A 19,778-nucleotide genomic window follows, 5' to 3' on the forward strand; every position below is an offset into this window, starting at 1 on the left:
CGTCGTCCCGACAGACAAGGAGATGGCCATGAGCGACCGCAAGGGCAGTAAGCGGCAAGGGACCTCTCAACCCCAGGTCACCATCGTCTACGACGCGTCAACGACCCCCGCCGAAGGGGTCGTTCAACGGCCTCACCTCGTGCGGGGGTGGAGTGCCACCGACCGGGCTGTGGGCGCGTGCCGCCACGCCGGCATCGCGCTGAGCCGGGCCGTGCTCGTGCCCAAGGAGAGCGCGGCCAGGGCCGCCAACGCTGTTCGGCTCTCCCGTCAGACTCTCGCCGAGCTCGCCAAGAATGATCCTGATCCCGCGGCCGACGCCCGGGGCGCGAGGAACGCCGCGGCCGCGGCGGCTGTCGCTGCCCAGGAGGCCCGGTCCCACGGTGGGGCCAACAAGCTTTCCGAGGCTGCCCATCGCGCTGCGATCAAGGCATCCCGGACCGCCGGCGCCGCCGCAGGCAGTGAGGGGATGGGGCGGAACGAAGCGCTGAACGCGGCGGCGGACGCGGCCGAGGCGGAAGCCGTCGTCGCGGCCCTCGACGCGGGCTGGATGTAGGCCGCCACCCAGACCGCCACCCTGCCCGGGCACCGGCGGATCCGGCCCGGTGTCCGGACAGGGGAGGCAGGCCAAGACCTGCCGGCCCGGTGTCCGGTCAGGGGCCGCAGGCCAAGACCCGCGACGGCGGCGCGGTGATCAGCACCCGTCGCCCCCCCGCCACTACCGCAGGAACAGCCCAAAGGCATCATCAAGCGACCAGCTCTGCCAGCACACAGCGAACAACCCCACGGCGGAAATCAGGGCCATCATCAGGTTCTGCCCCTGCTCCGCCCAGTCGTGGATCATCAGGACGAAGTAGATGAGGCTGAGGATCAGGCCGCTGACCAGGGCGATCGGGGTCAGGAGGCCGACGGTCAGGCCGAGGCCGAGGGCCAGTTCCGCGTAGGCGACGACGTACGCCATCACCTTCGGGCGCGGCTTCACCACCAGGTCGAAGCCACGGCGTACGAAGCGCCAGCGGTGCTTCTCCGCTATGCCCGCGGCCCAGCGGATACCGCCGCCCGCGAACCACTGCTTCTTGTCCTTGTGGCGCCAGCTCTCCAGCCACCACAGCCCCAGTCCGATGCGGAGCACCGCGAACCACTCGGGCCCACTGAGCCAGATCGTCTGCATCCTGTTCCCCTCACCCTCATCCTCATCCTCACCGCGCTGAACTGACGGATCGTCAGTTCAGCGCTCCTTCGCCCGCCCCGCAAGAGGTACGGCTCCCGATTCGCCCTTGTCGCCGAGGAGGTGGCCCCATACCCTGAACCTGATGGGTCGTCAGATTTAGCCGGTGAGCCGGCGGGCAGTCTGGGGGTACAGGGTGGTCAGCGACCTGAGCGGTACCAGGGAGATTCCCAGGGTCATCAGCGTGGACGATCACGTGATCGAGCCTGCTCATCTCTTCGAGACCTGGCTCCCGCAGAAGTACCGCGACAAGGGGCCGAAGCCCTTCACCGCCGGTATCGGCGATCTGCAGTACGTCGGTGGCAAGTACCGGTTCACCACCGACCCAAAGGGCCAGATCACCGACTGGTGGGAGTACGAGGGCCTGCTCTTCCCGTACAAGCGGATCATCGCCGCCGTGGGGTTCTCCCGTGACGAGATGACGCTCGACGGCATCACCCGGGAACAGATGCGGCAGGGCTGCTGGGACCCGAAGGCGCGGCTCGCGGACATGGACCTCAACCACGTCGAGGCGTCGCTCTGCTTCCCCACCTTCCCCCGGTTCTGCGGCCAGACCTTCGCCGAGGCCAAGGACAAGGAGGTCGGGCTCGCGTGTGTGCGGGCGTACAACGACTGGATGGTGGAGGAGTGGTGCGGGGACAGCGGCGGTCGGCTGATCCCGCTGTGCCTGATCCCGCTGTGGGATGTCGAGCTCGCGGTCGCCGAGATCAGGCGCAACGCCGCCCGGGGCGTACGTGCTGTGACCTTCAGCGAGATCCCGACCTACCTGGGTTTGCCGTCGATCCACTCGGGCTACTGGGACCCGTTCTTCGCGGTGTGCGAGGAGACCGGCACCGTCGTGAACATGCACATCGGCTCGTCCTCGCAGATGCCGGCGGCGTCGCCTGATGCTCCGCCCGCCGTGCAGGCGTCGCTGAGCTTCAACAACGCCATGGCCTCGATGATGGACTTCCTGTTCAGCGGCGTGCTCGTGAAGTTCCCACGGCTCAAACTGGCGTACAGCGAAGGGCAGATGGGCTGGATTCCGTACGCCCTGGAGCGCGCCGACGACGTCTGGGAGGAGCACCGGGCGTGGGGCGGGGTCAAGGACCTGGTCCCCGAGCCGCCGTCGACGTACTACTACCGCCAGATCTTCTGCTGCTTCTTCCGCGACAAGCACGGCATCGAGTCGATCGAGACCGTCGGGGTCGACAACGCGACCTTCGAGACCGACTATCCGCACGTCGACTCGACCTGGCCGCACACGAAGCAGGTCGCCGCCGACCATGTGGGCGGGCTGTCGGACGACGTGGCGTACAAGCTGCTGCGCGGGAACGCGATCCGCATGCTCGGGCTGCCGCTCGACCAGGACCGGGCGGTCGTCGCCCCCGCCTGACGTCGAGCGCTGACCGGGGCGCGCGTCGGCCGACGGGGTCACAACGCTACGGTTCCTGTGGCACCCCTCGGAGAGGCGATCGGATGACGAATCCCGTTTCAGAGGCCCTGGTCACCCTGGGGCGCGGCTATGTGCGCCGCGCTCCCGGCTCGCTCGCCAAGGCGTCGCTCGCCGCGCGCCATCTCGATCCCCAGCTCAGAGATCACCCGCGGCGACGTGTCGTCGACACGGACTTCGGCGCCAAGTTCGCTGTCGATACCCGGGACTTGATCCAGCGGTACATCTACCTGTTCGGGGTGTGGGAGCCGCATATGACGGGCTGGCTTCGGCGTCGGCTGCGGCCGGGGGACGGCTTCGTCGACGTCGGGGCGAACATCGGCTACTTCAGCGTGCTCGCCTCGAAACTGGTCGGGGAAACGGGGCGGGTGGTGGCGATCGAGGCCTCCCCGCTGTTCCACCAGCGGCTTTTACAGCAGGTCGAGTTGAACGCGTGCACCAACATCCGGGCGCTCAACGCCGCTGTCTCGGACCGCCGGAAGATGCTGAAGTTCGTCCTCGCCAGCCCGTACAACCTGGGTGCGAACAGCATCGTTCCGTACGAGGGCGCCGCCGAGTCGACGTTCGAGATGGCGGCCGTTCCCCTGCCCGATCTGCTCGATCCGGCGGAGATCGCTGCCGCGCGAGTGATCAAGATCGACGTGGAGGGTGCGGAGGGAGGCGTCGTCCGGGGCATGGCCCCCCTGCTCGACGAGCTCCGGCCCGACGCCGAGATCACCGTCGAGGTGACGCCCGACCGCATGGCACAACTGGGCGACTCCGCGGATGAGCTCTTGGACACGATGCGTGGCCACGGCTTCAACGTCTACCGGCTCGCCAACGACTACGCGCCGGAGAGCTACCCGCGAGCGCTACGTGGAGCACCCACGGTGCCGGTCCGGTGGCGGGGACCGATTGTGGGCGAGAGCGATCTGATCTTTTCCCGGGTGGACGCGGAAACGCTTCCCTAGCACGGTCAGCCACGCGGTGGAACAGCGAGATCGTTTACGAGCTGCCCATCAACCGGTAGTGGGGTAACGCCAGTTGAAGGAGGCGAGCGCCCTCGCCCTGGATTCCGCGACCGCCATGCGGGCCTCGCGTTCGGCGGCTTCTGTGTGTGACGCCTGGCTGGTGGCCTGGCCGGGCCACTTGCGGTAGAGCAGGCCTACTTCGGGGGAGAACCAGCCGCGGCTCGTGGCGTTCAGGGCGAGCAGGAGTCCCGTGTCCTCCGACGCCGGCAGGGCCATCCAGCCGCCGAGCGCGACGAGCAGGTCGCGGCGGACGCACAGCGTCGCCGGGTGGACCTGCGCGCGGAAACCGTTCGCCTTCCAGTAGGCGAGGACCGTGCCGCGCTCGACCGCGCCCGGCTCGGGGTCGCCGGGGAAGCCGACGTGGGAGCCGTCGGGCAGCAGGTCCAGAACGCGCGAGGTCGCCCAGCTGATGCTCGGGTCGGCTTCCAGCGCGGCGAGGTCGCGTGCGAGCGCTCCCGGCGCCAACTGGTCGTCCGCGTCCAGGATCTTGACGTACTCGCCGTCCGCGTGGGCGAGCGCGATCGTACGGGCGACACCCGGACCGCCGGGGCGTCCCTGACGGAACGTCACCCGCTCGTCGTCGAGGGGAACGTGCGGAGCGACGTCGTCGCTCTTGCCGTCCTGCTGGATCACCCAGTGCCACTCCCAGCCCTCGGGGAGTTCCTGCCCGCAGATCGACTTGTACGCGTCAGGGAGGAAGTGGGCCGAGGGGCCGTGGACAGCGGTGATGATGATGATGCGCCGACGCACGGCGTCACCACCTTTCCAGGGGAGTGGTGAAGAGCAGTTCCGTGCGGTCGCCGGGCAGCGTCACGTCCGAGACGTCCACCACCCGGCCGTTGATGTCGACCGACGTCTTGCGGAGGATCAGGACCGACGTCCCGGGCGGCAGCTCCAGTTCCTCGGCCTCTTCGGGCGTCGGCGGCCGGGCGCTGACGCGTTCCTCGACGCGGTCGAGCTCGATCCCGACGGTGTGGAGCTGGCTCTGAGTGCCGCCGGGCCACGGCTCGTTCGTCTGGTCCAGGAGGTCGGGGTTGGCCTCGATGAGGAAGCGCGGGATATGGGAGGTCACCAGGCTGAAGGGTGCGCTTTCGGCGGCGTACCGCGTTCGGTAGCTGCGCTCCAGGAGGGCGGTCCCCTCGGGAACGCCGAGGGCTTCCGCGAGGCCGTTGTCGGCCTTGATCTCCCGGTAGGCCGCAAAGAAGACGAGGTCGTCGGCCTTCAGGCCGGTGTCGTACTCGGTCGCGCCCGTCTCCAGCCTCTTGGTGACGGGCTGGCGCGCGCGGTCCTTCTCCCATTGGTAGCGGCAGTTGCGGCGCAGCGCCCGGGTGCGGGGGCGGCGGACGAAGTTCCCCCGGCCGTGCTGCTTCTCGATCAGGCCCTCGTCCCGCAGCAGCCGCAGCGCGTCGCGGATGGTCGGCACGCTGCGCCGGTACGTCTCGGCGAGCTTCGTCTCCGGAGGCAGTCGGTCTCCGGGCCTCAGTTCACCGGTGCGGATGGACTGCCGGAGCTCGTCCGCGATCCGCTCGTACGCCACCGCCATGCGTGCTCACCGTCCTGCTGTCCGACGATGATCAGCCTACGACTCCTCAAGAGGTCCTGACGAGTGGAGGGGGGTGCGTGGGTACGTCGTGGTCATGGCCGATCGGGACGGCGGACGGATGAGCGCCCGGGGTACGCGGGCGGTTCCGTGCGGGATCGCTGCGCGCGCATCACAAAGGGAAGGAAATGAGGAGGCGGCGATCAAGCCCGTTTCGCCGACAAGCGGGTCGGGCCTGCGTTATGCCTGGCTATTGCCTTGGTGCGGGCCAATTATCCGGCGTATCGAAAAGCGCTTCGCAATTCCCGCAGAACATGGAAGCGCCCGACCGCTGGCGACGGGGGATGCGCCAGCGGTCGGGCTGCGACCAACAGTAACAACCCTGCTTGTGCTGCGGGAATGGACTGCTCGGCCGAATCGGCGACTTGTGATCGGGATCACATCACCTGGTTACTCGTCGCAAGGAGGCGCATACGAGAGACGAGGTAGATTCTCGTGCCATTTTTCCGGCGTCAGGACGCCCCGAGTGGTCGAGCAAATGCGGCTGATGGCCTGATCGGCGTCCAAGTTCCACAGCCGGACTGTATCGCTGCCGCTCGACACTCCGAGCATGTGGCTGTGGGGACTGAACGACAGGAAATTTCCTGTCTTGGCGTTGGGGCTCATCGACTGACCGATGGGCGCGGCCTCGGACGGGTGGCCGACGTTCCAGAGCCGGACCGCGTTGTCGTTGCCGCCGCTTGCCAGGGTGCGGCCGTCCTGGCTGAACGTCAGCGACACGACCGCTTCGGTGTGGCCGGTGAGGGGTGAGCCCAACCGGGCGGCCTTGAGCGGGTCGGTGATGTTCCAGAGGCGGACGGTGTCGTCGTCGCTGCCGCTGGCCAGCGTATGGCCGTCCGGACTGTAGGAGAGCGCGTTGATGGGGCCGAGGTGACCGGCCAGGGGCGCGCCGAGCGGGGCGACATGACGCGGGTCGGCCACGTTCCACAGCCTGATGGTGGCGTCCGCGCTGCCGCTGGCGAGCGTCCGGCCGTCCGGGCTGAAGACCAGGGCGTTGACGTAGCCCTTGTGGCCGGAGAGCGGTGTGCCGAGGGGGAGGGGCCGGGACGGGTCGCCGACGTTCCACAGCTGGATCGTGCGGTCGTCGTAGCCGGTCGCCAGGGTGCGCCCGTCCGGGCTGAACGCCAGCGCGTCGGGGCCGGAGAACCGGGTGCGCAGGGCGAGGGGCGACCCGTAGGAGCTGGGCCGGGTCGGGTCGGTGACGTTGTACAGCTGCACCACGTGGCTTCCCATCAGCACCGCGAGTGTGCGGCCGTCGGGGGAGAACGCCAGCGAGCGCACCTCGCTGTCCCCGGCCGTGAACGGCGCGCTCAGCGACACGGGCCGGTCGGGAGTCTCCACGTTCCACAGCCGGACCCGGTGATCGCGTGCGGCCGTGGCGAGCACCCGTCCGTCCGGGCGGAACGCCCCGATGCGGCCGATCATGTCCGACGTCGGTATCGACCACAGGCGGACCTTGCTGTCGCCGCTCCCGGTGGCAAGGGTCCGGCCGTCGGGGCTGAAGCCCAGGGCGTACATCTCGCCGCTGCTCCCCGCGAGGGGCTCGCCGACCTGCGACGGGTAGGCCGGATCGCTGACGTTCCACAGGCTCGCCGTGCTGTCCGCGCTGGCGGCGCCGAGCTTGCTTCCGTCGGGGCTGAAGGCCACCGACCAGATGGGGCCGGTGTGGCCGGTGAGCGGTGTGCCGAGCGGTGCCGCGTGACGTGGGTCGGCCACGTTCCAGAGCCGGATGGTGTCGTCCGAGCCGCCGCTGGCGAGCGTGCGGCCGTCGGGGCTGAAGGCCACGGAGTGCACCGTGCCCGTGTGGCCGGTCAGTTCCGTGTCGATCGGCGCCGGTCGAAGCGGATCCGCTGTGTCCCACAGCCTGATCGAGCCGTCGTCGCCACCCGCCGCCAGCGTCCGCCCGTCGGGGCTGAACGCCACGCAGCGTACGGCGGCGGGGTGGCCGGTCAGGACGCCGAGGGCCTTCGGCCGGCGCGGGTCGGCCACGTCCCACAGCCGAACGGTGTGATCCTCACTGGCGGAGGCCAGCGTGTGTCCGTCCGGCCGGAAGGCGAGGAGGTAGATCGTGCCGCCGTGGCCGGTCAGGGGAGTGCCGAGCGGCTGCGGACGGCCGGGATCGCGTACGTCCCAGAGCCGGATCGTGCCGTCGTCCGAAGCGCTGGCGAGGGTGTCGCCGTCCGGGCTGAAGACCGCGCTGCTCACCCAGCTCGTGTGGCCGGTGAGGGGTGCGCCCAGCGGCTTGGGCCGGGCCGGGTCCGCCACGTCCCACAGCCGAACGGTCCGGTCGTAGCTGGCGGTGGCCAGGATCCGCCCGTTCGGGCTGAACGAGGTGAGGTAGACGGCTCCGGTGTGGCCGAGGAGCGGAGTGGCCAGCGGAGCGTTCACGATCGAGATCAGCCGGTTGTTGGTGCCCTGGTTGTCGGGCCGCAAGTGGTGGGCCACCAGGGCGAGCTGGGCGGAGAGCGACGGGTCCGTGTGCTGGGCGCGATCGGCCTCGGCGACCACCTGCTCGAACACGGCGTCGTCGCGCTGCTGCCGTGCGACCCACGCCGCACAGACAGCCAGGATCGCCAGGACGACCAGCGCCGATATCGCACCGCGGCTGATCCAGACCGTGCGCTTGCGCAGCCTGACCGAAGCGGCCAGGAACTCCACGGCGTTGCGGGTCAGGAAGGTGTCACCGGCGGATTTCGCCCAGGTGTGGGCCTGTTCCAGCCGAGAACCCCGGTAGAGCAGCGAGGTGTCCCGCTTGGAGTCCTCCCAGGCCCTGCCGTCCTCCTCCAGCCGCTGGCGCAGCAGATGGTCGTTCCTGTCCTCGTCGATCCAGTCGCGCAGACGCGGCCAGGCGTGGAGCAGCGCTTCGTGGGTGATCTCCACGGTCTCCGCGTCGAGTGTCACCAACCGGGCGCGGACCAGCGCTTCGAGCGATTCCTCGGTCCTGTTGGGGTCCGTCGACTCCTCCGCCAGCTGGCGCCTCGTCCCGCGCCTGCGGGTGGCCTGGGTGTCCTCGCTCAGTTTGACCAGCCTGAGCAGGAGCAGTCTCGCGGCCGTACGTGCCGCCGGGTCGAGGCTCGACCAGGCACGCTCGGCGGTCGCCGCCACCGCTCCCTGGATTCCGCCCGCCGCGCGGTAGCCGGCCAGCGTGAGCCGTCCCCCCTTCCGCCGCTGCCAGGTGGCGAGGAGGGCGTGGGAGAGGAGCGGCAGCGCTCCGGCGTCGTGCACCCCGCGGGGGCCGTCGGCGCTCACTTCCCGGACGATCAGCTCCGCCAGTCCGGGTTCGAGCTCCATGCCCACGGCCTTGGCCGGGCCGGTCACCGCTTCGCGTAGTTCCGCGGTGGTCAGCGGCCCGAGCACCATGTGCCGGTGCTGCAGTGCGTCGGCCAGTTCGGGATACCCGAGGCACCGCTCGTAGAAGTCGGCGCGTATGCCGAGGACGACGCGCATGGGGGCCGGCTCACCCGGGACGGAGGGCGTGCACGCGGCGTGGAGGAGCTGGACGAACGTACGCCGACTCGCCTCGTCGGAGCAGAGGGTGAACGTTTCCTCGAACTGGTCCACGATGACGACCGGAGCAGCGGGGGAGGACGTCTCGCGTCGCGCCCATGCCGTGACGGCCTCCCGCACCGCGTGCGCGAACAGCGGAGTACCGGGCTCCGTCGTAGCGGAGACGACGGGTGCGAGCTCGGGGATCCGGCGCGTCAGCTCCCCGAGAGGATCGGCTCCCGGCACGAGCTGGAGCACCTGCCGCGCCGGACTCTTCTCGTCGCTCGGTCCGTCGTTCCGCAACGCGGGCACCAACCCGGCGTTCAGCAGGGAGGACTTTCCCGCTCCCGAGGCGCCCACGAGCATGACCAGGCCACCCGTCTTCTCCGCCGCGCGGAGCTGAGCGACGAGGGCGTCCCTGCTTCGCTCCCGGCCGAAGAACCACCGGGCGTCCTGCTGACGGTACGAAGCCAGGCCTCGGTACGGGCACACGCCACCGGGCACGGTCGCGGCTTCGGCGGGGGGCCGTTCGTCCTCTTCCACGGGGGGCGCGGGGCGGTCGCCGACCGGGTCGGCGACCGCGCGCTCCCACAGGCGGTGCCACTGCGCCAGGTCGTACAGGCCCGCGGACACGGGCGCGGGCCGCGCGCGCCGTGCCTCGGGAATCAGGACGTGCAGCACGACTGCGAGGGCGATGAACTGGGCAGGCACGTTCCTGGCACGTCGCCAGTCGCTGATCCGCTGGGCGGACACCCGCACGGGCCGCCCGCGTTCGTCGACGCGCTGAAGCCGGACGACTGCCTCGGCCACGCGCTTGAGGGGCGGGTTGCCGGCCTCCGTGTACAGCAGCGCGAGACGTTCCGCGAAGGCTGTGCGTGCCCCTGAGTCGGAACTCAAGGTGTCCACTCCTTACTTCCCCCGCGCCTGACATCCGGACCGGAAAACTCACCCTATACGGCTGACCTGCGGTTAAGCCGTGGAATCGATGCCAGAGCCTCCTCGGTGGGAGCCGCAGCTGGCAGGATCTCGACTCAGCAGCGCATCGACCGGGCAACGCCCGGACAGGCCACCGGCCCAGCGCTCGAAGAGACGGCTCATGATGCCGCATGTTCTCGGTCAGCTTCGATTCGGAGTCCCGGTACGGCGGCGACGGCCTCGCCGCGTGAGTTTGAGGGATCCGTGGAGCCAGTCCCGTCCGGGCCGCTGGCGCGTCGACCACGGGTCCGGCATTCCTTGATCCGTGTCACGTCGGCACAGATCGACGCCGACCGTATGGTCCGGCACCGGTCCTCACAGGGGAGGGACTGGCGCCGGACCCATACGGTCCGCCGTGAATGCCTCAGTCGGCCGCAGCGGGCGCCGACAGCGGACGACGTCACAGAGGCCGTTCTTTCGGGGGGCGGCCTCTTTGGCGTCCACCGGTGCGACGAGGCGCTCCCCGGGCGGTCCGGAAAAACACAGTCCGGAAAACACATCAGGCCCGGTACTGATCTCTCAGTACCGGGCCTGACCTGGTCTTGCAGCTGTCGGGGTGGCGGGATTTGAACCCACGACCTCTTCGTCCCGAATGAGGTTCGGTCGAGATCGCTACCGGGGCAGATTTAATCTGTGCTGGTCAGCGGCTTGGGGTGGGGTGGTCTTACGTGGCCTCGGCGGGCCTCCAGGGGAAGATCGTCTCCCAGATTTCTCCCAGGCCGGAGGTGGTCGCTGCTCACCCGGGCGGAGATGCAGTCACGGGCGAGCATTGCCCTCGCACATTTGCGTTGACTGTCCCTGTGGACGGCGCGGGCACGGTAGACACCAAGCCTGCGGCGCGGCGCCGCTCAGATGCGGGCGCGGCGACGGGCGATGACGGCGGCGAGGCCGGCGATCAGCGCGCCCGCCGCGATAAACGCTATGGGCAGCAGTGTCGCGCCGGTGTGCGACAGCTGCCCTTGGGCTTGGCCCTGGGACTGGGGCTGCCCTTGAGTGTCGCCACTTTGGCCGGTGCCGCCCGTATTCCCACCCCCGGGGCCTCCTGTCTGACTGCCGCCATTGCCTCCGCCGCCAGAGGTCGAGGCAGTGTCCGACGCCGTAGCCCGCAGCACCGCTCGGCCGCTGGAGCCGTATAGGTGCTCGGGGAGGACCTTGGGGACCTTGATGGAGAACTTCAGGTGCCGGGTGGTGTTCGGCGCGAGGGGCTCGGCCGGCAGGCTGCGGGCCTCGGCCAGCGGGCTGTCCGCCAGCAGGGAACGCCTCGCGCCCGGGCAGCTTCCGTCCGCCGCCCAGGAAACGCTGCACACCTCGACCGCCGTACGCAGTCCCCCCTTGCCCGTCAGTACCCCCTCACCCGACAGCTGGGACGTGAGCGTCATCGGGCGGGAGAACGAGGACACGACATCTAGGTAGCGGCGCTCCGTCGTACCCGGGGTGAGGTGCGGGGTGTCGGTGGTCCAGGCCGTGCCCGGGCCCTGGCGGACGTCGAGCCGCTCTACCGGGGCCGAGCCCGTTGCCGGAGAGGCCGCGGTCAGGACCGGGACGGCGGCGGCAGCGGCGAGCGCGGCCGCCAGCAGACGCGGACGACCAGGACGTACACATGTCATGAGCTTCATCAGCGAGTGAGTACTTTCTGTCGTACGAATTCAACTGCGGCGGGACAGCAGCCGGCGCAGGCCGTACATCGTCAGCATCAGGCCGCCCACGGAGGCGGAGACTCCCCACGGGCCCATCGCGGACAGGGCCTGGGCCGCCGCCCCGGCGCGCGGTACCGAGTGGACGACCTGGGCGTACGCGGGGGAGCCGTACGGCGGGACCTTCAACACCCAGGAGTCCTCACTGGCGTTGGCATCGCCCTTGGTCTGCAACGTCCGCTGACCGTCCGGCTGCGTCTCCAACTTCCATACGCGGTGCAGCACCGGCCTGCCGTCCTGCGGAGCCAGCGGCCCGGCGGGGCGGAACGCGATGACCTGCCCCTCCTTGAGATCCGTCGGGTCGAGGGGCTTGGTGATCGCCAGCGACCCCACCGGCATGTCCGGACTCATCGAGTCCGTCAGTACGGGCACGTAACGCATCCCCTTGACCGACCAGCCGTACGCGCCCGCGCCGACCGTCGCGACCAGCGCGACGGTGACCGCCGTGCTCGCCCAACGCCCGGCCCGCACATACCACTTGACCGGTACGCGCGCGGCCCTACGGCGTCCCCGCCCCCAAAACACCGACCTCAACGACAGCACGATTCCGCAGCCCTTCACATCACATCGTCACGCGGTCCCACCGGTGCCCCGGGAATCTCGGGAATCCGGACTCCCGGGGCACCTGAACCGCGTTACGGAGCCGGTTACTTACCGAGACCCCGGAAGGTGAAGTCGATGGAGTCGAGGGACTTGCCCGCAGCTGCCTTGATGGCGTCGTCATCCAGGTTGTCGGCGAAGGAGACGGTGATGGTGTATTCCGCCGACTTCTTTCCTCCCGCGGGGAGGTCCGTACCGACGACATTCCGGAGCCCGGAGCCGTCCAGAAGACTCGTCAGATCCCCCTTGAAGAGCATCTTGCCGAGAGAGGTGTCGCCCTTCGGGTGGATCTGGATCTCCAGGGCGTCGGCGAGCGCCTCGGGAACCTTCCCACCGTTGCTCTTGGCGGTGGCGGCCTGGAGGGCGAGCTTGGCGATGTCCGCGCGGTTGCCCTTGTTCGTGAGCGTGAAGTCGTGCGACACCTTGTCGCCCTCCTTCATGTTCTTGAAGGTGACCTTCTGCGCGAACTCCGCGGCGTTGTCGACCGTCAGGACCATGGGGTCCTTCGCCGGGGCGGCGTCCACGGAGAACACGCCCGACTTGACCAGCAGGTCCGACTGGACCGCGGCATAGCCACCGGCCGACACCAGGCCGGCGCCGACCAGGAGCGCGACCGCCGAGGTCCACTGCTTCTTGCGGCTCATCTTCGTGCGACCGTCACCCTCGACGGAGCCCTGGGCGGGAGGCGGGGTAAGGGAAGTCGTCATGGTGCAGGAATTCCTCTGCTAGTCAGTGCGTATCTTGGATTTCGGCACCGAGCCGCACCATTGCGACCCGGTGCCGAAATTTGCGGCGCGTTCGGTCCGCACCAATAACGCTACGCAGGAATTCGAGCCGAAAGTTGACTACGGCATTCCATTCGTAAGGATTCCCCGACCCACTTCTCCCCGGCTCACTCCTCTTCGAGCAGCCCCGCCCGATGCGCCAGAATCGCCGCCTGGGTGCGGTTGTCGACCTTCAGGGCGGCGAGCAGACGGGACACGTACGCCTTGACCGTGCCCTCTGTCAGATACATCCGGCGGGCGATCTCCGCATTGGACATACCGTTCCCGAGGCGGCACAGGATTTCCCGCTGCTGTGCGTCGAGCGCTTCGACCCGGCGTCTCTGCTCGATCGGAACTCTCGATTCGGCGGTGTCCCGCGGGCGGGAGGCTTCCAGCAGGTGGGCGGCCGACGCCGAGGAGAGGACGGTGCCGCCGGACGCGACCAGCCGTACCGCGCCGACGACCTGCTCGGGCGGTGCGTCCTTGAGGAGATAGCCCGCCGCGCCCGCCTGCATCGCCTCGACCACGCCCTCCTCGGTGTCGAAGGTGGTCAGGACCAGGACGGCGGGCGGGTTCGGCAGGGCTAGCAGCCGTTTGGTCGCGGCGATGCCGTCCATGCCGGGCATGCGCAGGTCGGTGAGGACGAGGTCGGGCGCCAGTTCGCGGGTGAGGGTGAGCGCCGTCGTACCGTCGCACGCCTCACCGATGACAACGATGTCATCCTGCGCGTCGAGCAGCATGCGCAGCCCGAACCGTACGAGCGGCTCGTCGTCCGTCACGAGCACACGGATCATGACCTACTCACTCTCTATGAAGGTTCGTCGAACCGGCGTAATCATGAGTGGGAGCGGCCAGCGGCACCGACATCGCGACCTGCCAGCCGCCGTCCGGCGTCGGCCCGGCGTGGAAGTCCCCGCCGAGCAGGGACACGCGCTCGCGCAGCCCCATCATCCCGAAGCCACCGCCGCCGACCCCTGCGGCACGCCTTCCGCCGGACCGCACCGGCGCGTTGCGCACCCGTACATCGAGTACATCGCCGACCACCGCGACCACCACATCGGTCTTCGCACCCGGCGCGTACTTCACCGCGTTGGTGAGGGATTCCTGGACGGTCCGGTACGCCGTCAGCGCGATCTCCGGCGGTACGGGTCCGGCTGCCCCGCAGGCGTACATGACGTCCAGACCCGAGCTCCGGGCCTCCGCCACCAGCGCGTCCAGGTCCGTGATGCAGTGGCCCGCGACGACCGAGTCGCTGCCGTCACGCAGCGCGCCGAGGACCTGGCGCAGGTCGCGCATGGCGGCCCGGGCGGTGTCGCCGACGGCCCGGGCCAGCTGCCTGCTCTCGGGCTTCACTCCGGGGACGAACTCGATCGCGCCGCCGTGCATGGCGATGATCGCGATGCGATGCCCCAGGACGTCGTGCATCTCGCGGGCCAACCGCACCCGCTCCTCGGCCCGGGTCTGCGCGACCCGGCGCTCGCGGCTCTCGCGCAGGGCCGCGATGCTCCGCTCGTACGCCGTCGCCATGAGGCCGAAGACGACAGGGATCAGGACGTAGACGACCGAGACCAGGACGTCGTCGATCCAGCAGTTCCCCAGGTGGCCGGGGACCAGCATCATCAGCGGCACGAACGCCGTGCAGCAGAGCGCGATGACCACGGGCCGGTGGCGCCTTTGGTATCGGGCCAGGCCGTACAGGGCGAGGAAGACGGGGAGGCGGGCGCCGATGAGGGTCAGGCTCGCCATGGCCAGCACGACCGCCGGTAGCGGCGCCCGGCGGCGCCACAGGAATCCGGCCGTCAGGGCGAGCGCGACCATCATGCTCGGCAGGACACCGTCCACCAGACCGGCCGACGGCTTGAGGGCGGCGTGCGTCGAGCCGACGGCCACCAGGGCGACGATCAGCAGGTCGGCCCGCAGCCAGCGGGTCCTTCCCACCGGCGCCATGAGCGCGGTGTACCAGCGCTCGAAGGCGTCCGGGTGGGTGGGGACGGTCACAGGGGTCCTTGATCGAATCTGAACATTCGGTCCAATAGCGGTCTAATAGCGACATACGTTAGGCGCCTGGCCGGATTTCGTCAGTGACCGGCGTCTCGTGCCGCCGCCTGCCCAGGGGCTTACGAGAACAGCAGCCGCCAGGTGTGCGGGCCCGGGTAGCCGTCCGCCTCGGCGCCGCGCCAGCCCTGCGCCTCCTGGAACGACCGCACCGCGCGCCGGTCGGCCTCGCTCCACTGCGGCCCGGGCCCCACGGCGTACGACCGGCCGTACCCCTTCTTCACCAGGCCCTCCCCGAGCCGGGTCACATAGGGGTTCCGCTGGCCGGGAGCGAAGTAGCGGGCGCCGGGGAAGTCGGCGGTCCGGCCGCCCCGGTCGGCTCGGTCGCCGCCACCCCGGTCGCCCCGGTCGCCGCCGCTCTGGTCGTCGGCTTGAGTGCCGCCGCCCTGGGTGCCACCGACCTCACCACTGTCACCGTCGTCCTGAAGCCGCTTGTGGCGATACGGGACGTACGCGTCGGCGTTCGTGTTGTACGCGTACGGGATTGTCCGCTTGACCGCGCCGTAGCTCGGGGTCTCCTCCATCACCACATAGCGCGTGTGCGCGTCGTTGGCCCAGCCCGCGAAGAGCACCACGTGCGAACCCCGCTCAGGGTTGTCGGGGTTGTGGTGCAGCAGCATGTCCCCGGGCTGGAGCTGTCCCTTGGTGATGCGGACGCCGAACTCGTCCAGGTTGCCGGTCCAGGCGCTCTCGGCGAGGCCCCAGGCCATCGAGACGAAGCCGGAGCAGTCGGTGCGGTAGCCCTGGCGGAAGCCGTTCATGCTGTACGGGACGCCGGCGTCGATCCAGGTCTGGGCCCGGGCGAGGATCCCGGCGCGGGTCACACCCCGGTCTGCCTCGGGACGGGCGTCGGCCTCGGCGGACACCGCACGTACGGCGGCGGCCTGGGCGAAGGACGCTCCCGTACCGGCGAGTGCGACACCGGCCAGCACGGTGGCGGTCGCCAGTCGGGCCGTACGGGAACGAGAGCGGGAACGTGCGCGGGCATGGGCAGCGGTACGGGACACGGGCAGGGACATGGGATGTTCACCCTCTTCTCGGGATCGACAACCCTGTCGATGCTGAGACCGGCGACCGGGCCGAATGTCAACGCGGACGTCGCCGAAGGTGAATGAACTCATCTCATGACGAAAGTTCACTCCTGCCCGGAAAAAGGAATCGATTCCCGCCCGACGCCCGGCAAAGCCGGAAAGTGGACCTAACCTTCTCGCAGTCGAATTCCATCTGCGCCGCATCGCACTGCACCCGGAGACGTCCCCAGTGAAATCAGCCATCACCAGCCGGATACTCATGCAGCTGGAGAGCAGCGGTCGGGAACAGGAACCCGTCGTCACCTTCCTGCACTACCAGCGCAGTCGCCCTTTCGAAATCACCATGACATTCCAGCCTCTCGACGGCGCCAAGGCCACCTGGACCTTCGCCCGCGAGCTGCTGCTTGACGGCCGTACCGCCTTCACCGGTGATGGCGACGTACAGATCTGGATGCTGCGGCACTCGACCGGCCACCGGGTGTACATCAGCCTGTTCTCGAACTCGGGCCACGCCCTGCTCTCGGCTTGTCTGCGTGACATCAACCGTTGCTGCCGGCTGATCACGGCCCTCGTTCCAGTCGGCCGCGAGCACGAACACTTCGACATCGACGCGGAACTCGGGCCGCTGTTGCGATAGTTGGCGGGGTCGGGCCTTATTGGATACGACCCCTATGGATACGGCCACGGGTTCGGCACACACGTGGTCGTGCCGGTGGTCAGGGTCTTGGTCTGCTGCATCATCACGGGCGCGGGCTCCCCGTTCGCGCCGCAGATCGCGTGGTCGTGGCCCATCCGGTGCCCGACCTCGTGGTTCACCAGCATCTGCCGGTAGCCGAGCATGTCGTCCCCGTACGTATCCGCTCCTTGGGCCCAGCGGTACGCGTTGATCATCACGCGCTCGGTGCCGTACGCGTCGCACGACACCGTCTGTTCCGCTGTGTCCAGTCCGGCCCGGGCGCACCAGCTGTTCACCGTCCCCGTACTGGCGAGCGTGACCACGAAGTCGGCGTCCCCGCCCGGTATGCGCTCGAAGGACAGGGCGCCGTCGTGGGTCCAGCCGCGCGGGTCGTCCAAGGTCCGCTGGACGAACGACGCGAAGAGGTGCGGGTCGAAGCCGCGCTCGGTGAGGCCGTTCTCGATGTCGACGCGGTAGCGCAGGGTCCTGCTCGGCGGGCCTTTCATGTGGGGTGCCTCGTGTCCGTCCACCGCTGCAAACCCGCCGTGCAGGGCGAGTTGGCGCTCCGCCGGGAACCTGCGGGCATCGCCCGGTGGCGGGGAGGCCGGTGGGGCCGGTGGGTCGTGGACGACGTACGGGGCATCGGGGACGACCACCGGGTCCGGGTGCCGCAATCCCCACACGGCCCACCCCACCAGAGCCATGGCGATCGTCAACGCGGCGAGGTACTGACACCCGGTCGCCCGCCGCCGCAGCCGCCTGCGCACGGCACCCCCCGAAGCCCGCTGCCCGTACCGGCTACTCCTGCTCATCGCCTCACCCGGGCCCCGTCGACCGCGTCGGCAACGCGGCCACCGGCCCCGTCACCGCGTCGACGAGACGCCGATACGCGATGTGGCTCTGCCGCACCTCCATCAGCGCCTCCCGGAATGTCCGGCCCACCGCCTCGTCGCGCCCGGCAAGCGTGCGGATGCCGTCCCCGATCCGGTCAAGATGGCGCAGCGCCCACATCTGGGCCTCGGAGAGATGCCGTCGTGGCCTGCGCCCGAACCACGCGCCTCCGCTGATCGACAGCATCCCGAGCAGCGCGTCCACCGCCTGTTGCGCGGGTGTGAAGAGGCGTGGCGGGATGTCGAAGGTGGCGAGGGGCGCCCCCGCGACGAGACTCAGCGCGGCCCGCTGGCCGGCGGCCGACGTCGGCCGATACGGAACGGATGCCAGCCGGGCGGCCAGCAGATCTTGTACCTCGGCCTGTACCTGAATGATCCGGTGCAGGGCGCGCAGTACCGGCCACGGTCTCAGGGCCGACTGGGCCAGCAGGTGGCTCTCCCACAGGATCGGGGCGCTGAGTCCGTCGATCCGGGCCGCCGTCGCCAGCAGTAGGTCGAGTCGGCAGAGCTCCTCGTCCGCCGACCACCGCACCACCGGCGGCCATCGGTCGTCCGCCGCCCCCTCGGGGCTGTGATTGCCGGCGGCTAGCAGCGGCACCGCACCGAACTCGCCGGTACCCAGCCGGTTCGCGACGGCCCGCCAGACGACGGCGAAGTGCTCCGGTACGTCCGGCGCCTCCCCTGCCTCCCTTACGTCCGCCGGCTCCATCGTCCAGCCGCAGTTGACGCTGATGGCCGCGAGCCGCATGCCGACGGCGTCCGCCTGGCGGCCGGTGAGCAGGAAGGCACGGGGTATCCACCCCGCCAGCGGAACGTTCCAGCGCTCCGCCACGACCGCGCGTGCTTCCTCAAGGCTCCCCGCGCGCATCGTCTCCCGCACGATGCCGTCGAGCGGCCGCCATGCGGCACCCAGATGGCGAGGGGGCAGCGCGGGCGGCAGCAAGGGGCGAAGCGACGAGATACTGAGGGAATCAGGCGATGGCGATGGAAATGGCGATGTCATACGTCCTCCAGGGCACGACGGACCCGGCGGCCAAAATTCCCAACTTTCGCCCGCTGCCGTCTCATTGCTTGCTGCCCGGCGATGCTACGTACGCGAATCGGTCCGTACGGAAAGGGAAAGACGCCCTTTCGACGGCCGATCACAGACTTTGGCCAATGGTTCTGCCCCCGCGAATTCACCAAGGTGAACGGGCCCGCCCCGTAATCTCCGTCGGACCGCCGGGTGGTCATCCACGCCGCCCGGCGGTCCCCTCACCGCCGGAAAGCGAGCCGACATGAATGTCACCACCCTTGTCGGGGAATCCCGAACCGACCAGGAACGGGGCTTCGGCACCTATGCCTACGCACTGGAGAGCCTGGTGCTCCCGTACCCCGGCACCAAGGCCCGGGGCAGCGGCAAGCGCGACCGGGCGGGCTACGCCGACACCCTGCGCGAGGCCGCCTTCACCCGCCCGCTGCCGCGCCCGGAGACCCCGGAGGAGCTGTACTGGTTCCGCTGGATCACCGGCCATCAAACGGTGTTCGCCCTCTGGCAGTTGATCGACGACGAACTCGACCTCGTCGTCAACGACGGCGTGGAGAGCGCGGCAGCCCGGGCCACGAGCCTGATCCACGCGTACTCCGCGCTGCTCGTCTACATCGGCTCGCCCACCCGTGAACTCTACGAACGGCTGATCCGCCCCGCGATGGTGCTCCAGCACCGCTCGTTCAGCGGGCGCTGGGCCCGCGACTACGTCCCCATCCCGCCCCGGCTGCACTGGCTGCGTGCCCGCTATCGCCAGCCCCAGGCACCCGAGGCCATCGTGGAGCTGAACCGGGCCGGGAAGCTCAACGACCAGGTGCACATGGCCATCGCCGCCAAGCTCACCCCGGACGGCGACTCCCCGCTGCGGGCCGGGGACGGGACGGCGGCGCTCGGCGCCCCGACGGAGGAGATCTCCCGGCTCTACGACGCGTTCTTCGCCACGCACCGCGCGTTCCGGACCCGCCCGGAGGTGATGGACCAGCTGGTGCGCCGACTGCGGGTCATCCTCCTCGACCTGCACACCAACGGCATGTTCCCGCTGTCCTCCTCCAGCTACACCGAGTGCCCCAAGGAGCTGCGGGAGGGCGAGCTCACCAGCTTCACCAACGGAGCGGTGCCGCTGCTGGTCGAGGTGGGGCGCGTTCTCGATTCACTGCGCTGACGGACTCGGGATGGGGAGTGTCTTGATCAACGGCGGAGGTGCCCTGCGGGGCAGGGCTGCGCGACGATCCTCGGCACCCTGCTCCTCAACCAACGGGCACGGCAGCCATGCCTGACACAAGTCCAGGCCCGGAGCATCGGCTCCGGGCCTG

17 protein-coding genes are annotated in these 19,778 nt (G+C 69.6%); 5 read left to right on the forward strand and 12 right to left on the reverse strand.

Going from position 1 to position 19,778, the window contains the following annotated elements; genetic code table 11:
• The first annotated feature begins 28 nt into the window (after positions 1 to 28).
• Positions 29 to 553, forward strand: coding sequence for a hypothetical protein (locus BG418_RS28830; protein WP_188276916.1), 525 nt, complete (start codon positions 29 to 31; stop codon positions 551 to 553).
• Positions 554 to 715: 162 nt separating this feature from the next.
• Here BG418_RS28830 and BG418_RS28835 read toward each other — a convergent pair whose 3' ends face one another.
• Entirely contained in the window at positions 716 to 1,168 is a 453-nt protein-coding gene (locus BG418_RS28835) for a DoxX family membrane protein (RefSeq protein ID WP_188276917.1), read from the reverse strand.
• A 193-nt stretch (positions 1,169 to 1,361) separates the two neighbouring features.
• Here BG418_RS28835 and BG418_RS28840 point away from each other — a divergent pair, with 193 nt between their 5' ends.
• Together BG418_RS28840 and BG418_RS28845 are read left to right on the forward strand one after the other, a co-directional pair.
• Positions 1,362 to 2,600 carry an amidohydrolase family protein gene (locus tag BG418_RS28840; RefSeq protein WP_188277268.1) on the forward strand — a complete coding sequence of 413 codons (1,239 nt, stop codon included), beginning with the start codon at positions 1,362 to 1,364 and terminating at the stop codon, positions 2,598 to 2,600.
• An 83-nt stretch (positions 2,601 to 2,683) separates the two neighbouring features.
• Positions 2,684 to 3,607, forward strand: a complete 924-nt coding sequence (locus BG418_RS28845; RefSeq protein WP_188276918.1) for an FkbM family methyltransferase — start codon at positions 2,684 to 2,686, stop codon at positions 3,605 to 3,607.
• Between the two features lie 48 nt (positions 3,608 to 3,655).
• On the opposite strand, the gene BG418_RS28850 is transcribed toward BG418_RS28845, so the two are convergent.
• The 9 genes from BG418_RS28850 to BG418_RS28890 all read right to left on the reverse strand — a co-directional run bounded on the left by BG418_RS28850 (position 3,656) and on the right by BG418_RS28890 (position 15,860).
• Positions 3,656 to 4,417 (reverse strand): glycosyltransferase, encoded by a 762-nt coding sequence (locus tag BG418_RS28850; RefSeq protein ID WP_188276919.1) that lies wholly within the window; start codon positions 4,415 to 4,417, stop codon positions 3,656 to 3,658.
• A gap of 4 nt (positions 4,418 to 4,421) precedes the next feature.
• A complete protein-coding gene (locus BG418_RS28855; protein ID WP_188276920.1) occupies positions 4,422 to 5,210 on the reverse strand; it encodes a GntR family transcriptional regulator in 789 nt (262 codons plus the stop codon).
• A 447-nt stretch (positions 5,211 to 5,657) separates the two neighbouring features.
• Entirely contained in the window at positions 5,658 to 9,659 is a 4,002-nt protein-coding gene (locus BG418_RS28860) for a hypothetical protein (RefSeq protein ID WP_188276921.1), read from the reverse strand.
• Positions 9,660 to 10,576: 917 nt separating this feature from the next.
• Positions 10,577 to 11,344 (reverse strand): hypothetical protein, encoded by a 768-nt coding sequence (locus BG418_RS28865; protein ID WP_188276922.1) that lies wholly within the window; start codon positions 11,342 to 11,344, stop codon positions 10,577 to 10,579.
• A 30-nt stretch (positions 11,345 to 11,374) separates the two neighbouring features.
• Positions 11,375 to 11,947, reverse strand: a complete 573-nt coding sequence (locus BG418_RS28870; RefSeq protein WP_317453811.1) for a signal peptidase I — start codon at positions 11,945 to 11,947, stop codon at positions 11,375 to 11,377.
• 122 nt (positions 11,948 to 12,069) lie between these two features.
• Positions 12,070 to 12,729 carry a TasA family protein gene (locus tag BG418_RS28875; protein ID WP_188276924.1) on the reverse strand — a complete coding sequence of 220 codons (660 nt, stop codon included), beginning with the start codon at positions 12,727 to 12,729 and terminating at the stop codon, positions 12,070 to 12,072.
• A 185-nt stretch (positions 12,730 to 12,914) separates the two neighbouring features.
• Entirely contained in the window at positions 12,915 to 13,580 is a 666-nt protein-coding gene (locus BG418_RS28880) for a response regulator transcription factor (protein WP_188276925.1), read from the reverse strand.
• Positions 13,581 to 13,587: 7 nt separating this feature from the next.
• Positions 13,588 to 14,784, reverse strand: a complete 1,197-nt coding sequence (locus BG418_RS40950; protein WP_188276926.1) for a histidine kinase — start codon at positions 14,782 to 14,784, stop codon at positions 13,588 to 13,590.
• Positions 14,785 to 14,903: 119 nt separating this feature from the next.
• On the reverse strand, positions 14,904 to 15,860 hold the full coding sequence (locus BG418_RS28890; protein ID WP_223185533.1) for a peptidoglycan-binding protein: 957 nt from the start codon (positions 15,858 to 15,860) through the stop codon (positions 14,904 to 14,906).
• A gap of 271 nt (positions 15,861 to 16,131) precedes the next feature.
• Between BG418_RS28890 and BG418_RS28895 the strand changes: the two genes are divergently transcribed.
• A complete protein-coding gene (locus tag BG418_RS28895; RefSeq protein ID WP_188276928.1) occupies positions 16,132 to 16,509 on the forward strand; it encodes an SsgA family sporulation/cell division regulator in 378 nt (125 codons plus the stop codon).
• A gap of 32 nt (positions 16,510 to 16,541) precedes the next feature.
• Here the strand turns inward: BG418_RS28895 and BG418_RS40145 are convergent, their stop codons facing one another.
• Positions 16,542 to 17,360, reverse strand: a complete 819-nt coding sequence (locus tag BG418_RS40145) for a DUF3152 domain-containing protein (protein ID WP_223185534.1) — start codon at positions 17,358 to 17,360, stop codon at positions 16,542 to 16,544.
• A gap of 4 nt (positions 17,361 to 17,364) precedes the next feature.
• A complete protein-coding gene (locus BG418_RS28905; protein WP_188276929.1) occupies positions 17,365 to 18,381 on the reverse strand; it encodes a hypothetical protein in 1,017 nt (338 codons plus the stop codon).
• 334 nt (positions 18,382 to 18,715) lie between these two features.
• Here BG418_RS28905 and BG418_RS28910 point away from each other — a divergent pair, with 334 nt between their 5' ends.
• A complete protein-coding gene (locus BG418_RS28910; protein WP_188276930.1) occupies positions 18,716 to 19,627 on the forward strand; it encodes a hypothetical protein in 912 nt (303 codons plus the stop codon).
• The last annotated feature ends 151 nt before the right edge of the window (positions 19,628 to 19,778 follow it).

This window comes from Streptomyces sp. CBMA152, assembly GCF_014596475.1.
Classification (GTDB): domain Bacteria; phylum Actinomycetota; class Actinomycetes; order Streptomycetales; family Streptomycetaceae; genus Streptomyces.

Coding starts and splice junctions, on each gene's coding strand:
- BG418_RS28890 (WP_223185533.1), bottom strand. CDS start 15,860: ATGTCCCTGCCCGTGTCCCGTACCGCTGCCCATGCCCGCGCACGTTCC.
- BG418_RS28895 (WP_188276928.1), top strand. CDS start 16,132: ATGCAGCTGGAGAGCAGCGGTCGGGAACAGGAACCCGTCGTCACCTTC.
- BG418_RS40145 (WP_223185534.1), bottom strand. CDS start 17,360: ATGAGCAGGAGTAGCCGGTACGGGCAGCGGGCTTCGGGGGGTGCCGTG.
- BG418_RS28875 (WP_188276924.1), bottom strand. CDS start 12,729: ATGACGACTTCCCTTACCCCGCCTCCCGCCCAGGGCTCCGTCGAGGGT.
- BG418_RS28855 (WP_188276920.1), bottom strand. CDS start 5,210: ATGGCGGTGGCGTACGAGCGGATCGCGGACGAGCTCCGGCAGTCCATC.
- BG418_RS28910 (WP_188276930.1), top strand. CDS start 18,716: ATGAATGTCACCACCCTTGTCGGGGAATCCCGAACCGACCAGGAACGG.
- BG418_RS28835 (WP_188276917.1), bottom strand. CDS start 1,168: ATGCAGACGATCTGGCTCAGTGGGCCCGAGTGGTTCGCGGTGCTCCGC.
- BG418_RS28830 (WP_188276916.1), top strand. CDS start 29: ATGAGCGACCGCAAGGGCAGTAAGCGGCAAGGGACCTCTCAACCCCAG.
- BG418_RS28865 (WP_188276922.1), bottom strand. CDS start 11,344: ATGAAGCTCATGACATGTGTACGTCCTGGTCGTCCGCGTCTGCTGGCG.
- BG418_RS28880 (WP_188276925.1), bottom strand. CDS start 13,580: ATGATCCGTGTGCTCGTGACGGACGACGAGCCGCTCGTACGGTTCGGG.
- BG418_RS28845 (WP_188276918.1), top strand. CDS start 2,684: ATGACGAATCCCGTTTCAGAGGCCCTGGTCACCCTGGGGCGCGGCTAT.